General features: G+C 60.8%; 12 protein-coding genes and 1 pseudogene. 4 read left to right on the top strand and 9 right to left on the bottom strand.

Annotated elements, in window-relative coordinates; genetic code table 11:
• Positions 1-490: 490 nt before the first annotated feature.
• The 5 genes and pseudogenes from AC0L3K_RS38780 to AC0L3K_RS38760 form a co-directional block, all read right to left on the bottom strand.
• The gene (locus AC0L3K_RS38780) at positions 491-1,201 is read right to left on the bottom strand and encodes a substrate binding domain-containing protein (RefSeq protein ID WP_473368042.1); all 711 of its coding nucleotides are present in this window, start codon (positions 1,199-1,201) and stop codon (positions 491-493) included.
• 39 nt (positions 1,202-1,240) lie between these two features.
• Positions 1,241-1,417 (bottom strand): annotated as a pseudogene (locus AC0L3K_RS38775) (helix-turn-helix domain-containing protein); the annotation flags it as partial.
• Between the two features lie 615 nt (positions 1,418-2,032).
• Entirely contained in the window at positions 2,033-3,379 is a 1,347-nt protein-coding gene (gene hmgA, locus AC0L3K_RS38770) for a homogentisate 1,2-dioxygenase (RefSeq protein ID WP_473368041.1), read from the bottom strand.
• A gap of 103 nt (positions 3,380-3,482) precedes the next feature.
• Complete coding sequence (gene fahA, locus AC0L3K_RS38765; protein ID WP_473368040.1) at positions 3,483-4,799, bottom strand: fumarylacetoacetase; 1,317 nt, start codon at positions 4,797-4,799, stop codon at positions 3,483-3,485.
• Between the two features lie 99 nt (positions 4,800-4,898).
• Positions 4,899-5,561: a GntR family transcriptional regulator gene (locus tag AC0L3K_RS38760; protein ID WP_473368039.1), complete on the bottom strand. Its 663-nt coding sequence runs from the start codon at positions 5,559-5,561 to the stop codon at positions 4,899-4,901.
• 161 nt (positions 5,562-5,722) lie between these two features.
• Between AC0L3K_RS38760 and AC0L3K_RS38755 the strand changes: the two genes are divergently transcribed.
• The 4 genes from AC0L3K_RS38755 to AC0L3K_RS38740 all read left to right on the top strand — a co-directional run bounded on the left by AC0L3K_RS38755 (position 5,723) and on the right by AC0L3K_RS38740 (position 9,387).
• On the top strand, positions 5,723-6,445 hold the full coding sequence (locus tag AC0L3K_RS38755) for a helix-turn-helix transcriptional regulator (RefSeq protein ID WP_473368038.1): 723 nt from the start codon (positions 5,723-5,725) through the stop codon (positions 6,443-6,445).
• 114 nt (positions 6,446-6,559) lie between these two features.
• Positions 6,560-7,312, top strand: coding sequence for an SDR family NAD(P)-dependent oxidoreductase (locus tag AC0L3K_RS38750; RefSeq protein WP_473368037.1), 753 nt, complete (start codon positions 6,560-6,562; stop codon positions 7,310-7,312).
• A 38-nt stretch (positions 7,313-7,350) separates the two neighbouring features.
• Positions 7,351-8,328 (top strand): Bug family tripartite tricarboxylate transporter substrate binding protein, encoded by a 978-nt coding sequence (locus AC0L3K_RS38745; RefSeq protein ID WP_473368036.1) that lies wholly within the window; start codon positions 7,351-7,353, stop codon positions 8,326-8,328.
• 366 nt (positions 8,329-8,694) lie between these two features.
• A complete protein-coding gene (locus tag AC0L3K_RS38740) occupies positions 8,695-9,387 on the top strand; it encodes a TetR/AcrR family transcriptional regulator (protein ID WP_473368035.1) in 693 nt (230 codons plus the stop codon).
• Positions 9,388-9,991: 604 nt separating this feature from the next.
• On the opposite strand, the gene AC0L3K_RS38735 is transcribed toward AC0L3K_RS38740, so the two are convergent.
• From AC0L3K_RS38735 to AC0L3K_RS38720, 4 genes are all read right to left on the bottom strand, one after another.
• A complete protein-coding gene (locus tag AC0L3K_RS38735) occupies positions 9,992-10,306 on the bottom strand; it encodes an EthD family reductase (RefSeq protein WP_473368034.1) in 315 nt (104 codons plus the stop codon).
• A 154-nt stretch (positions 10,307-10,460) separates the two neighbouring features.
• Positions 10,461-11,867, bottom strand: a complete 1,407-nt coding sequence (locus tag AC0L3K_RS38730) for an aldehyde dehydrogenase family protein (RefSeq protein ID WP_473368033.1) — start codon at positions 11,865-11,867, stop codon at positions 10,461-10,463.
• Between the two features lie 216 nt (positions 11,868-12,083).
• Positions 12,084-13,367, bottom strand: coding sequence for an MFS transporter (locus AC0L3K_RS38725; RefSeq protein ID WP_473368032.1), 1,284 nt, complete (start codon positions 13,365-13,367; stop codon positions 12,084-12,086).
• A 327-nt stretch (positions 13,368-13,694) separates the two neighbouring features.
• A complete protein-coding gene (locus tag AC0L3K_RS38720; protein WP_473368031.1) occupies positions 13,695-15,257 on the bottom strand; it encodes a bifunctional 3-(3-hydroxy-phenyl)propionate/3-hydroxycinnamic acid hydroxylase in 1,563 nt (520 codons plus the stop codon).
• Between the last annotated feature and the right edge of the window lie 73 nt (positions 15,258-15,330).

Raw genomic sequence — 15,330 nt, 5'->3', positions numbered from 1 at the left:
CGAAGTCTCGCGCGAAGGACATGTTCTCAAGAACGCCTGCCAAGCACCCGTGGCCGCGATATCATCGCCCATGCTCCCTCCCTGACGTTTCATATCGGAGTCATCGGTATGCGAATTTCCGGACAGAACAAATGCCGCCGGCGTAAGAAACTCTTTCACGCGGTGGAACAATCGTTATTGATACGTTCGACGGGGTGGTGCTCCGACCATGGCGCACCACAGAACATCACCGGGGCCACCGTGGAGAAACTGCTGGGCTTTCGATCTCGACATTCAGCAGCTCATTGCGGCTGCTCCGAAGGCAGGGACAGACTCCCCAGTCGGGACAAATGCGCAAATCTCTCAGTCGGCCACTGGAGAAGATAACGTTCCCCAATGGGGGCGTGGTCGATACGCGGCGGCAATGCCGCGCAGTCAGATCATTCTCTTGAACGGCCTTGATCGCCCTCAAACCGGGATGTGTGTACCCCACCGCCAGATCGCTCCGGACTCAGCCGAAACGCTCGCGCATCCACTTCTGTTCGTATTTGTTCGCTGCGAAATGCTTGAGAATAAAATCCACAAAGACGCGAATTCGAGCTGGCTGGTGCTTACGCGTATGGAATGCGACGTTGATGACTACAGGATCCAACTTCCAACCGTTCAAAACGGGGACTAGGCGCCCTGCGCGCACATCGTCATAGATCGTATACGTCGGTTGGATGAGGATACCTCCATTAGCAAGAGCCGCTTCGCAAAGGACGCGCCCCTCGGTCGATAGCATGGCGGCATTCAATCGCACCGATTCTTTCCTATCACCGCGCGAAAACGAGAATGCTTGAGCGCCCCGGGAGAACCCATACAGGAGTGTAGGATGCCCTTGCAGATCTTTTGGCGATGACGGAGTGCCGCGCTCAGCAAGGTATTGTGGAGACGCCACGGGGAGATAGCGCGCGCGCGCAAGCTTGCGAATCGTAATGCTTGAATCTGGCTCGAACGGCCGTGTCCGTATGGCTACGTCGACCCCTGGATCGATAACATCCTGGTGGTGATTTGACCCCATGAAATGGATGGAAATGCCGGGGTACAGCCGCTGAAACTGTGGAATTATTGGGGCTAGATGCATCATTCCAAAAGAGGGTGAGCTGGTTATTGAGACCACCCCGGACGGCTGTTTGGTGGACTCCGCAGCCTGTACATCAGCCTCGGCGAGATCGGCCAATAGCTGTACGCACCGTTGATAGTATGCCCGACCAGCATCCGTCAGCCAAAGACGACGCGTCGTTCTCTCTAACAGTCTCGACCCAAGCCTTCTCTCAAGCGAACTGAGGCAGCGACTAGCGGTCGGATCCGACAAGCCCAATTTCTCTGCTGCACGCGTGATACTGCCAAGTTCGACCGCACGAACAAACATTTCCAATTCTGTAAGGCGGTCCACGTAAAGGCCTCCAGGTCAAGAACAGCGCTGCTCATCTGGCGACGCATCGTTTGCTGCACCATCTGTTAGAGCGCATATGATACATGTTTGGAAGCCTAACGTCGTTCTGAATAGTCGACGGACAAGGCCCTATTCCTCATAGTGGCCTACAGGACCGGACGCCCACTCGTCGATGTCGTTGGTTGCGGTGCGGCGTGAAATTCCTTTTGGCCGAAGCGGAGCAGTCGGCAACCTGACCCAACTCTAGATGCGAAGAATACCGATCGAAATAGCCCCACGGCCTACACGAGACGCGGCACACTGATTCTAAGATAGTTGGGCTAAAGATGGAGACGCTCCGCGTTTTTGTATTGGAGATCCTCGTCACAAAACCCGGCGACAGCAAGGAGTGAATTCACTCCGTGGTGATCTGGTCGTAATTCCGGCGCTCACTCCGAATATGAGAAACACGAAGAAGCCATGCAGGCCCCCCCTGCAGGCCCCTTTGGACAGGCACAAGCAGCCCTGGGCGACGGGTTTATTGACCAGATGCTCCACTCTCGATGAGTGTCTTCTGCCGACCTTAGCTCACGCCGTTCCTCGTCGAGCGCCGGCGGGAGCCTGTCTCCAAATCGTTTACGGTCGAACGAATTTCCGCGTAAGCCTGTCCCAGCAATCGGAGTAGGCGCCGTCGAGCAGTTCGAGCTGCGAAGCGTACGCGGTCGCACTCAGGGGATAGCGGGTCTCGAACATGAACGCCATGGTGCCTGACAGCCGTTCAGGAGCGAGATCCTTATTCGATGCCTTCTCAAAAGCTTCTGCATCGGGCCCATGGGCGATCAGCGGATTGTGTAGACTCATGCCCCCGGGGACAAAACCACCGGGCTTAGCATCATAGACGCCGTAGACGAGCCCCATGAATTCGCTCATGACGTTCATGTGGTACCACGGTGGGCGGAACGAACCTTCCATCACCACCCATCGCTCGGGGAAGATCACGAAATCGACGTTTGCCGTTCCCGCCGTCTCGGAAGCGGAGGTCAGCACAGTGTAGATCGAGGGGTCGGGATGATCGAACAGCACAGAGCCGACTGGCGAGAAGCGGCGCAGATCGTACTTCACCGGCGCAAAGTTGCCGTGCCAGGCGACGACATCGAGCGGCGACTGCGGCAAGTCCGTCTCATAGAGTCTGCCGAGCGACTTGACGTAGAGTTCGCAGGGCTTCTCTTTGTCTTCATAGGCCGCCACCGGCGCAAGAAAATCGCGCGGATTAGCGAGGCAGTTCGCGCCAATCGGGCCGCGCTCGGGCAGCGTGAGATAGCTGCCGTAATTTTCGCAGACATAGCCGCGCGCAGGGCCGCTCGGCAGATCGACCTTGAACTTCATGCCTTTCGGGATGATCACGATCTCTCCAGGAGCTGCGTCGATCACGCCGCATTCCGTGAAGACCCGGATCAGATTCTCCTGTGGCACGAGCAGCAGCTCGCCGTCGGCATTGTAGAAATAGCGGTCAGCCATCGAGCGGTTGGCCACGTAGACATGCGCGGCCATGCCCAACTGCAGATGCACATCACCGGCAGTCGCGATCGTCCTAAGACCAGAAAGAAAATCGCAAGGGTCGTCGGGGACGGCGATCGGCGGCCAACGGAGCTGCGCTACCGGAAGGCGCGACTCGTCACGCCGAGGAGCCGTCCGGATCAACGCGGCATCTACCTCGCGAAAGCCCCGTCCGTGCAGGACCGAGGGCCGCACCCGGTAGAACCATGTCCGCTTGTTGCTATGGCGGGGGGCGGTGAAGGCCGTGCCGGACAGTTGCTCGGCATAGAGGCCTAGCGGCGCCTTTTGCGGTGAATTGCGCACCACCGGAAGCGCGCCAGCGACGGCTTCGGTCGCGAACGAATTCTCGAAGCCGGTCATATAAGCTGGCGAGCCATCACTGGGCGACAAGACCGCCTCGCTGAAGGCATTAGTATGAACGGTCATGGTAGACGGGCCTCGCGGCAAATCGAGTGGGGTTACCCTAATTCTGCCAGCTGGCACGAACCGGTCAGTCACATGCGCGGGGGACAACGCGACGCCCCCGGTCTCAATCGGCAGGCGCGGGAACGATCCGACCAACACAACGGCCGAAACCGATCGACACGAAGCCGGCGCGGGCGCACCGGCCTGTGATGGTGACCTCGTCGCCATCTTCCAGGAATGTCCGTTGCTCCCCGCCTGGAAGCCTCAGCGAGTGCGCCCCGGCCCTCGAAATCTCCAGCAGGCTGCCCATGCCGCTGTCGTCATGACCTGAGACCGTGCCGCTGCCGTACAGATCGCCAGGCTCGATGCTGCATCCGTTGCTGGTGTGATGCGCGACCATCTGACCGATTGACCAGTACAGTTCGCGTGTCGAGGCCTTGCCCAGACGAACCGCCGCGTCTCCCTGCAATCGCATGCGCGCGGTTGCCAAGCGCGTTTCCAAGACGATATCCACGGCGCCAGACGCTTGATCCACGTCGTCGGCAAGATATGGCAACGGTGCCGGGTCGCCCTCCGGGCGTGTTCGCACAGGCACGCGAAACGGGCGCAACGCATCCGCCGTGACCACCCAGGGCGAGATCGTGGTTGCGAAGCTCTTCCCGAGGAAGGGGCCGAGCGGCTGATACTCCCAGGCTTGGATATCTCGCGCCGACCAGTCGTTGAGCAGGCAAAAACCGAACACGTGCTGCCAAGCCTGAGCCAGTGGCACCGGCTCGCCCTGCACCGAATGTCTGCCGAGAAAGATGCCAAGCTCCGTCTCGAAATCGAGACGTCGACTTCGACCAAAGGACGGCGCGTCCTCGCCAGCGGACCGCGTCTGGCCGCGAGGCCTGCGCACCGCGGCGCCCACGCCGATGGTCGAGGTTCGACCATTGTAGCCGATCGGCACGTATTTGTAGTTCGGCAGCAACGGATTGTCCGGCCGGAAGATTCGCCCGGCATTCGTTGCGTGCTGGATCGACGCGAAGAAATCGACGAAGCCGCCGGGCTTCGCGGGAAGAAACATCTCGAGCGAGGACATCGGATGGAGATGGCGTTCGGCCCGATGATGGTCGCTGTGACCGGCAGCCAAGAGGTTTGAGAGAGCGAGTCGCAAGGCGGTCCATGCGTCCTGCGACTGCGACATCAGCGGCTGCAGGGTTGGCCCGGCCAGAAGCGTCCCCAGCGCCTGAGCCTCTCCGAGCAATGGCGCGATCGCAGAGATATCAAGAACATAATCACCAATGGCGACGCCGCCGCGCGGTGTCCCCTCGTCCGACGCACCGCGGAACACGCCATAAGGCAGGTTCTGGATTGAGAAATCGGTCGAGGCGTCATTGGCCCTCGACACCCAGCTCCGGCGTGAAGCGTCGTGGCTGGCATCTAGGGCGATATTCGGCATAGTGGGGTCTCCGCACATGAGCGCAGTTAACAGGCCCAAGGCATCTCTTCTGTCACATGCAGGAGGGACCGACGGCGAATGTGATCATCCGAGCGGGGCCTACGCAGAGTGCGCAAGACCCGTCACCCGCCAGAACACGGCGAAGGTTCGTTGAATGTGCGTCCGCATCGCCTGTTCGGCGGCCGGACCATCTCGCTTCAGGATGGCCGCGACAATCAAGGCGTGATCCGCATTGCCGAGGGCCAGCTCCTGACCCGTCGTCATGCGAGCGATCGGCGCGTTGAAGTAGAATTGCCCCGAATGGTAGATCGCTTCGGTGAGTTTTGGATTACCAGAAGCCCGCATGATGGCATCGTGGAAATCGCGGTTGGTCTTCACCCGCATGGTCTCGTCCGAGCTGCGTAGCTTAAGTCGACTTTCATGGACGGTCACGATGGCGGCGATTTCAGAAGACGAGCCGCGTGACGCAGCAAGGTTTGAGGCGTAGCCCTCGAGCGCCATCCGCAGTTCGGCGTTCTGCCTAATCTCATCCGGCGTGAATTCTCGCACCGCCCAGCCTCGCTTGCGCGGCACAACAAGGCCCGCATGGGCAAGCCGCTGGAGGGCTTCCCGCACGGGCGTCCGGCTAACCTCTAACCCTTCGGCAAGGTCCAGCTCGATCAGCGGTTGGTTTGGGCGCAGTTCGCCGGTCACGATCTGACGGCGCAGCACGGAATAGACGTCGCTCGAGAGACGGGATGGCAGGAGGTTGCCGCGGGGCATGGAACAAACCAGATGTTGGTGCACAAGTTTGCATACAAACTTTGTTTCGTCTATAGGAGACGCCAAGGTCGAAGCCGGGGGGATTACGAGGAGCCAGTATGCGGATACACCGCCTCAATGGGCCGCGATCAACGCCGGCGGACATGGCCGGACTTGCCAGCTTGATCGAGCAGCTCGGCACGCCGACTTTCGCCGCGTCATTATTCCGCTCGACGTTCGATTGGGCGAAGGCCTGCCACCTTACCGGATTTGCCTTCGAGCCGCGTCAAAAGCCCCGTCTGATCTTCGCCGAGAATGCCGGCACGGTACCGATCGCACGCGGGGTCGCTGATCAGTATTGCCGCGACTACTGGCGGCACGACCTTGCGAATCGCGTGTTGCCGGAAGCCCGGTCGGTCGACCGAGACGAGAGCTGGATCCTGCATACGGCGGCCTCGGACATTGCTCAGTCCGATTATCGCCGTGCCTGCTACGCCTCGGTATGTCTCGACCAACGCATCAGCTTGATCGACATCAAGGACAACCGAGCAATGCGCATCAACATCTATCGGAGCGAGGGAGAGGCTTTTTCCGAGGATGATGTCCAGCGCATCGCCGACCGCGCATACCTATTGCTGGCCCTGATACGCCGGCACGCCGACTACAGCTCGGCCGGCCGGGAACACTCCTTCACTTGCTATCTGGACCGTCTTGCCAATGTCGCTCCCATTTTGACGCGGCGCGAGACCGAAGTCTGCGCGGCCATCATTCTCGGCCTCAGCTCCGAGGGTATTGCGCTGGAATTGGGTGTCCGGCTGAACACCGTTCTCACTTACAAGAAGCGGGCCTATGCACGTCTTGGCATCTCTTCCCAGAACGAGCTGATGCGCCTAGTGCTGAACTAACAAGGCTCATTGCAATCGAACCTGAAGCCCGGGGGTGCCGCCGCTGTCCCCCAAGCAGGTGACAGACTTTCCTGCGCGGCCGGCCCACAAGTCGCAACTCGAACAGGATTTCCAATGAGCGATACCGACAATTTGGCCGGCCGCCTCGCCGTCGTCACGGGCGGCAGCAACGGCATCGGGGCTGCCGCGGTCAGACGCCTTGCGGCCGCGGGAGCAGATGTGATCATCGGCTATCATAGCAGCGAGACGCGCGCGCAGGAGCTGCTGAGCAGCCTACCCGCCGGTCGGCACGCCGTTGCGCGCCTGACGCTGGAGGATCCAGCCAGCTTCAGGGCGCTTGCCGCGGAGATCGACCGGCGGAACGGAAAGCTGGACATTCTCGTGAACTCAGCCGGATACACCCGCGCGATTCCGCATCACGATCTCGAGACCCTGACCGACGATCTGTTTGAGCAGATCCTGATCGCAAATGTGCGCGGCCCCTATTCCGCCATCCGCGCGTTGCGTGCGCATTTGCGGGCGTCCGGTGATGCCGTGATCGTCAACGTATCGTCGATCTCCGGCTTCACCGCATCGGGCAGCAATGTGGCCTATTGCGCCTCCAAGGCCGCGCTCGACAATATTGGTATGTCGCTCGGCCGCGCGCTTGGACCGGAAATTCGTGTGATCACCGTATCGCCTGGGGCGGTTGCCACCGACTTCGTTCCTGGCCGCGACCGTGCGGCGCTGGAAGCCGCCGCAAAATTGACCCCGCTCAAGCGCGTCGTGGAAGCAGAGGACGTCGCAGCAGCGATCGTTGCATGTGCAACGCATCTGAAAGTCAGCACTGGAACCTCCATCGTCGTCGATGGCGGCCGTCATCTATAGGTGCAGCGCGGATGACGTTGAATGAAAGGACGGGGTCCATGCTCCGCAGGCTCGCGGCAATGACCGGCATGTGGTTGTTGTTGACACTCATGATTGCTTCGCCCGCCAGGGCGGCCGACCAGTGGCCGCAGAAACAGATCACGCTGGTGCACGGGTTCGGGGCCGGTGGCAACGCGGACACGATCTCCCGCCTCGTTGCCGCAGGGCTTGCTGAAAAGCTTGGCGCGACGGTGACGGTCGATGCGAAGCCCGGCGCGGGCGGAAACCTCGCATCCGAATTAGTGTCCAGGGCGCCCGCGGACGGACACACGCTGATCCTTTTGACCGGAGGCCACGCAGTCTCAGGCGCACTCTACAAGAACCTCAGATTCGACCCGGTGCAGGCCTTCAGCTTTGTTTCTCTTGTCGGCACGTTCCCCTTCGTCGTCGCCACGCGCGCCGACAGTCCCATCACGGACCTGCCCAGCCTGATCGCGACGGCCAAGGCAGCACCCGGGAAGCTGACCTTCAGCTCGGTCGGGTTTGGGTCGACGCAGCATCTCGTCGGCGAGCTTCTATCGCTGTCTGCTGGCATCAAGCTGACGCATGTGCCGTATCGCGGCGGCATGCAGCCGCTGACTGATTTGCTTGGGGGCAACATCGACCTGCTTGTCGAGACCATCACGGTGACCCGTCAGGGCATCAACGGCGGCACGTTGCGCGGTCTCGGCGTCACGAGTTCGGAACCTTGGCCAGGCCTTCCGGCCGTTCCCTCGATCGCCAGCCGCATTCCAGGCTTTGAGGTGATCTCGTGGATCGGTATCGCCGCCCCCGCCGGCACACCGGCACCCGTGATCGCCCCACTGAACGAAACATTGCACGGGCTAGTAAACGAACCGGCGCTACAGCAAAAGCTGAACGATCTCGGCGTGCACGCCAAGGCAACGTCGCCGACCGAAATGCGCGACTTTGTTGCTGGCGAGATCACGCGATGGAACAGCGTGATCGACCGCGCCGGCCTGCCGCGGATCGACTAGCCGTGCGCAGTCGGACCTGACCGCCCCAGAGGGTGTGTGAACCTAATCAATCAACTTTTTGATGAGACCTCGCTTGTCGCAGCGTACGCGTTCGGACAGCCGAGGGATTGTCGTGCATCGCCCGGGCGACCACGCCGGCCTGTTTTGATCGGAAATCATACTGTAATTCCGAAGCAAGCCCTCGAATAAGCAGATAATGTTTGCTTTAATACGGTTCGCATCGTATTTATAACTGGAATGTATCGACGGTCCGATGTCTACCTCTGCGAGGCTACAGAGGCACGCGAGGGGTTTGGCGAGAGCCGTAACGGTGTGCTACGGAGGCGAACCGGCTCGATTTTCGGATTCAACCGCTCAGAACCTGCCATGGCATTAATCCAAGCGAAACGCGCCTCCACGGCAGCTGTCACTGAAGCAGAAATGAATTCTCGAGAGGCGGACGCCTCTGATGCCAAGCCGGCCGGACGGCCGCGCGACCTCGCGTCGCGACGATCGATCTTGTCTGCGACGACGAGTCTACTCCAGACCATGTCGGTCGCAGACCTGGCTATCGAAGCGGTTGCGCGGGAGGCCCGCGTTTCGAAGGCGACGATCTATCGTTGGTGGGACAGCAAGGCGGCACTCGTGATCGATGCCTTCATGGAATCCCACTTCAGCAATACGCCGATGCCCACTGCAGTCGATCCGGGGACCGCCCTCAAGCGACATCTCACCTCACTCGTGCAATATTTCAGTGGGCGGGCCGGCAAGCTGGTCGTGCAGATCCTGTGCGAAGGGCACGACGATAATGCACTACTCGCCGAGTTCAACGAACGGTTCTCCAAGAACCGGCGGCGCCTCGTGCAGGATACTTTTGAGCGCGGGCAGAAGGAGGGCTTGTTCAGACTTGATGTCGATGCGGCATGGGCAGTCGAGCTGCTGTATTCGCCGATCTACCGCCGTCTGATCTTTGGCCAGCCGCTCGACGATGAATTCATCCGGCTACTCTGCAAAAGCGTGGATTTCCTGTTCTCCGCCGACTCGACATCGAAGGCGCGTCGGCCGGCCTCGAAGAAGTAGCCGCCTCGCACGCACGCGGTGGTGGAGAGACGGGCGATGCTTCCAAGATTGGCGTGGGCGGCTAGGCTTTTGCAAACGCGCTTGGTGGACCGCGCTTGCTTCTATGTGAATTTTTACGGAACCGTCGAGCAGGGCGGCTTCCGTTCTGACCGGGTCGCTCGGCTGAATGAGGCTCGCGCCGAGCCTCGGCGCCGCGGTTGCGGCATTTCCAAACCCAGCGTTCCTCGGATCACCATCCCTCACACAAGCTGGGCTTCTGTTCTCGACAGGTACGCCGCTATCGGACCTGACGATCGGCAGAGGGCGGTCTGCCTGCGAATTCTTCGGCTTCTGCGCTGCGGCTGCGGACCCGCCGCACACACTCTGAACTGTACAACTCGTGAGGACAGAGTCATTCAGGCCGCGCGCACCGCCCTGAGAAACCTGCCGACTTCGCGCTTCACCCGGCTGCTCTCGCGGAAAGATACTTCGCCGTGGCGGGCACCTGCACCGACGCTGGCTATCGCTGGCGCTTCTATACGCCGGGCTCTGCTCTGGCTCTTAGACGCACCGCTCTCCTCAGAGGCTATCCTGAAGTTCGTAATCCCGCCCTCCCCAGGCGTTCTCAACTCTTGTTGTCCTCGATTGGTCCACAATGGAAAAGGGTTAGTCCACCGGTCGCGTAGTTCGCGGTACCGGCGGCCACTCGCCGGCCTACCTCCGAGCTCATCGCATCCGCCAGCGCCTCACCGCTGTCGAACTCACCCTCCCGCATGCAGAAGAAGGGCGCCGAGCTGTCGGGGCCGGCAATATCGAAGCTGTACCTGCTGGCTCTGAGGCCAGGCAATTGAGTAGCCAATGGAAGGTGTTTCTGCACGTAGTAGCTCCGAAAGTGAACCGGATCATTCGGTTGGCCATAAAGCACGACGATTTTGCGCATGCGTTCTACCTGCTCCTCTCGACCGTCATGTATGATTGCGCCACGACAGACTTCCACCTTCATCTCGACATGTTTTTGCAACCAGGTCCTGGGCTTTTCCCGATCCTGATGCTTGCGCGCAGTAAGCGTGTGCCAGTAGATCGGATGTCCGCCGTCAGCAAAACATCGTCTGGATCGTGGTAAACTCCTTCAGCCCCTCGTGGCCGAACTCGACGCCGATGCCGGACTGCTTAATGCCGCCGAACGGCGCGTTCGGCTGGATTGCCCCGTGCCGGTTTATCCAGACTGAGCCTGTCTCGAGCTGGGATGCCACGTCCTTGGCCCGATCGACGTCGGGACTCCAGACCGAGCCCCCAAGCCCCATCTGCGAGTCATTCGCCAGCGCTATCGCCTCTTCGACGGTCGAGTAGCGGATGATCGGCAGAGCCGGGCCAAACTGCTCGCTGTCCACCAACGAGCACCCCCGTTCGACGTCGGCCACCAGCGTGGTCGGATAGAAATATCCGGGGCCGTTCCCCGGCTGGCCGCCGAGAAGCAACCGGCCGCCCTTGGCGACGGCGTCCTCGACACAGGAAGCCACGATGTCGCGCTGGCGAGCGTTTTGCACAGGCCCCAGGATCGAACCTTCTTCGAGTCCGTTTCCAACCGGAATGCCGGCGGCAAAAGCCGCGAGTTCGCTGCACACGCGATCGTATATGCCGTCATGCACATAGAGGCGCTTGAGGGCGGCACAAGTCTGACCTGAGTTGATGAAACCGCCCCAAAACAGACCTTCTGCGATCTTCCTCGGATCGCAATCCGGCAGGACGATTCCCGCGTCGTTGCCTCCGAGTTCAAGCGTGAGGCGTTTGAGCGTTTCGGCGGCACTTGCCATGACCCTGCGCCCAGTCTGGGTCGAGCCAGTAAAAGTAATCTTGCCGATGCCGCCATGGGCTGACATAAGCGCACCCAACGCATCTTCTCCGGTGACAACGTTGAGGACGCCGGGCGGCAGCACTCCGCCAAGAATTTCGACCAGGCGGATGGTCGATAGCGGCGTCAGCGGCGATGGCTTGATAACCACCGTGTTGCCTGCGCGGATCGCCGGCATGATGTGCCAGCAGGCGATCATGACGGGCCAATTCCAGGGCGTGATCGCGCCGACGACGCCAATGGGCTTGCGATGAATTTCGACGCGCCCCTGGGGGCCGTCCTCCACGAGCTCCGGCGGCAGACTGAGCTGCGCCGTCGCGTCCGTCCAGGCGACCGCTCCGCCGATCTCGAACCGGGAGCCCAGCCCATTAAGCGGCTTTCCCTGTTCCAGGGTAAGCAGTTGCGCAAGTTCCTCGGCGTGGGCACCGATCGCACGTGCGCAAGCCCGAACGGCTTGCGCACGCTCGGTATCCGGACGGGTATTCCAACTGCGAAAGGCCGCCGCAGCAGCTTCAACCGCCCTGTCGAGGTCGGCCGCAGTTGCAACCGGCATCGTACCCATAGGCTGACCGGTCGCCGGGTTGATGACGTCGCGGCGCGCCATCACCTCGATGGGGCAGCCCCCAATGAAAAGGGAAAATGTCCTCATAGTCCGCTTCCTCGTGATTGCTTTGGCATCCCTTCCTTCCCGGCTGTATGCGCGGCTCTATCTAATTTCCGGGTTGGCGGACGACGAAACCCTCGGCGTCACCGTCAACCGCGGCATAATTGATGTTGATCGTCGCGACCAATTGTTCGCCTGCGGCGTGTTCACATCAGCTCGCGCCACGGCCGATCCTGCATCTGCTGCGTGCCCATGCGGAAGCTAGTGTTCGGAGCGCGCAATGTTGTGAACGGAAGCGTCGATCTCAGCCCCTGATGCCGTTGTTTCCCTTGCGGGACCAGCCAGCCCCTCTCGAAAGACCGACAAACGTCCAATGAGGCTGAGAACGGACGCACTCAGCATGCAGCAGGCCGCCACGACAAACCAAAGGAGATAGTTGCCTGCCGCGTCGTATGCGAGACCAGCGACCAGGGGGCCTACGCTGCCACCGATCGATACAGCAAGCATGATGCCGCCAAAAAGTGAGCTGAAATGCTCCCTCGGAAAGCGCCGACCGATGAGGTAGAAGGCCAGATCAAGTTCAGATCCAATGGTGAAGCCCACCGCCAGGGCTCCCGGCAAGATCAATTCCGAGTTTCCAGACGCCAGCATAACGACACCACACGCCGACAATCCAAAAATGGTCGCGGCGAGCAGGTTCGCCTCCAGACGGTCCAGCAAAAACCCAGTGATCAGCCGTCCCACAATGACAGCGAAGCCCATGAGTCCCGCCAACTGCGCTGCTTCGGCCGCCGAGAGGCCGCGATCTGTTAGCATTGGAACAAGGTGAACGATCGTTCCGAATATCCCTATCGAGGCCAACAGGAACGTTACCGCCAACAGCATGAAGCGCTTGTTAGCGTACAACCGCCATCTCCATTGTGTGACCTCACCTTCGGCAGGGTCACGCGCGGACTGACTCTTCAGCAGCCAAGCCACGATCGGGATTGCTGCAAGGACGAGCACGGATAGGCCAATGTAGGCGCCGCGCCACGTGTATGCACTGAGTAGCTTGTTGACCAGCGATGGAAACAGCAGGGCGCCAAGACCAGGCCCGCAATAGACGATTCCATAGGCAAGGCCCAAATGCGTTGGAAAATTGGCCAGGACGAAGCGCCCGTACGAAACCGGCGTCGTCGCGTTGCCAAGGATGGCAAGAAAAAACGTCAGAACCAGGAAGCTCAGCAATCCTGTCGTTGCGATGCCGAGCAAGAGAAACGACAGCGCCAATCCACCTGCGGAGAGAAGCGCCATGCGGAACGCACCGAACCTGTCGACCAATTGACCCGAAAGAGGGCTGATGATGCCGATCGTTAGCATCGGGATCAAAACGCCAAGCGACGCCATCCCCCGGGTCCAACCGAACTCGGTTGCGAGCGGCTTCAGGAACAGCCCCGAACTGTAGAAGAAGATAGAAGTAACTCCCGTCGTCATTCCGAGTAAACAGCCGAGAATGACGCGGCGACCGTGCCACAGCTCGCCATGTAAAACAGTTCGAGTGTCCATCCCGGGATCCCCAGCTTTCCTGCCCATGTAGTTTTTTTATTACAGTACGGATCGTTTCATATCTTTTTAGGCCGGTCAACCGGTGCGTCGCCCGACGGGACGGCGACTGCAATGAGGCCCGCCAGTTGCGTTCATCCGTGCGGCGACTCCCAAGCAGAGCGGAATTGCACTGCGCTTTCAGCGCCTCATCGAAGTGACCACGTGTTCTTCGCCCGGGCCGCCTCGCAGAATTGGCAAACGTGAACCTGGGCGCGATCTGCGGTTCGATGCGTGGTCGGCCTGCTAGCGTTAAAGGTCGGCTCCGCAGCAGAAGCGTTCTCCCCTGCTTCAGGCGGCGAGCCCCAACTGGCGATCCAGACGCTTGAGCTTGCGCGCCAGATCGTTCTCGTCCTGGAGCGTGGCATAGACATAGCGATCGGGCCGCACGACCACCGCTGCCACGTTGTGGGCGGCGGTCCATCTGGCAAAGATCTCGCCAGCTTCGACGAGAGCAGTGACACCATCCGGCACTGGTTCCGCGGACGATTGAATGACAATCCGTTGACCGCCGATGCGGCGCCAGGCATCCGCATGAGGCTCCATCCAGGCCTGCGCGGCCGGATTCGCCGTTACATACAGAAAGGCCATTGGGCAAACGTCATCCATCAACCGGACGCGGCCACCACTGACAATCTCCGGCTGAACCATGAGGCTTCCCGACAATGGATCGTCCGCGAGAATGCCGTTCGCCAAATTTGGGATGAAGGCTTGGCGCGTGGTCGTCATCCGGCCTTCGCGCAACTCGGCACGCAGCTTCCGGTCACGCTCGAGCGCGCGTCCCTCGTCCATTTCGCCGATGATGAGGCCGAACTCCTTGGCATGCTGGATGACCTCTGCCACGTGCGGCTTCCGCTCGGTCTCGTAAGTCTCCAGCAAGACATCGGACCAGCCGTGACGCTGCGCGAAGACGAGCTTCCACGCCAGATTGAAGGCGTCACGCAGTCCCGCGCAGAGACCCTGCCCAAGGAAGGGCGGCATCTGATGGACGGCGTCACCAGCCAGGAACACGCGTCGGCTCGCCCAGCGGTCTCCAACCCGTGCCGCAAAGCGGTAGGTCGCGCTGCGCCAGATGTCGAAGCAGCGAATGTCGACATAATTGGCCATCACGGCGCGCAACCGTTCAGGATCGTCAAATTCGGCCGGGCTCTCGTGTGCCAGCAGCTTGATCTCCCATCGGCGCAGATTGCCAGGACCGACGACATAGGTCGCCGGCCGCGACGGCCAGCAATATTGCGTGGTCTTGCGCGGCAGCTCGGTGTCGCAGAGCTGCCAGGCGTCGATAACGATCCACCATTCGTCAAACCGGTAGTCTTCGAGACTGAAGCCAAGACGCTTGCGGATCTCGCTGTTGGCCCCCTCGCAGCCGACCAGGACAGCCGCCGTCACGTCCTCATGGGCTCCGGTAGCACTGTCGGCGATCGTGACGACGACACGAGCACTATCCTCCGCGAAGCCCGCAACGGTGTAACCGAGTTTCATCGTCACGTTCGCCCGCAGGCTGAGCGCTCGACGGAGCATTTCTTCAAGATCGGGCTGGACGAAGGTCGATGTCGACGGCCAGCCGAGCGCGTAGGGCGGCGGAGCCGGATCGAACAGCTTAATGATCTCGCCATCCACGCCGAGGAAGTCCGTCCCAGGATGTGGCCGCGTGCTGGGAAAGAGGGTGTGGGCGACACCGCAATACTGCAGCGTTCGCATCGCTTCCCAGTCCAGAACGATGGCACGCGGAGTCGGGTAAACCTCCGGGAAGCGTTCTACGACGCAGACGCTTAGTCCCTGCGCGGCAAGGAGGTTTGACAGCACGCCGCCGGTTGGCCCACATCCTGAAATGACGACGTCAAAATGCTGCAAGGCGCGCTCTCAATTCTGCTCTTCGAGGAGACGATCGACAGATGCGGTTGCCGATTTCTTGCCAACCATTTCT

Source organism: Bradyrhizobium sp. MI1.10, from assembly GCF_055811035.1.
This window is presented reverse-complemented; position numbering and strand designations above follow the sequence as displayed.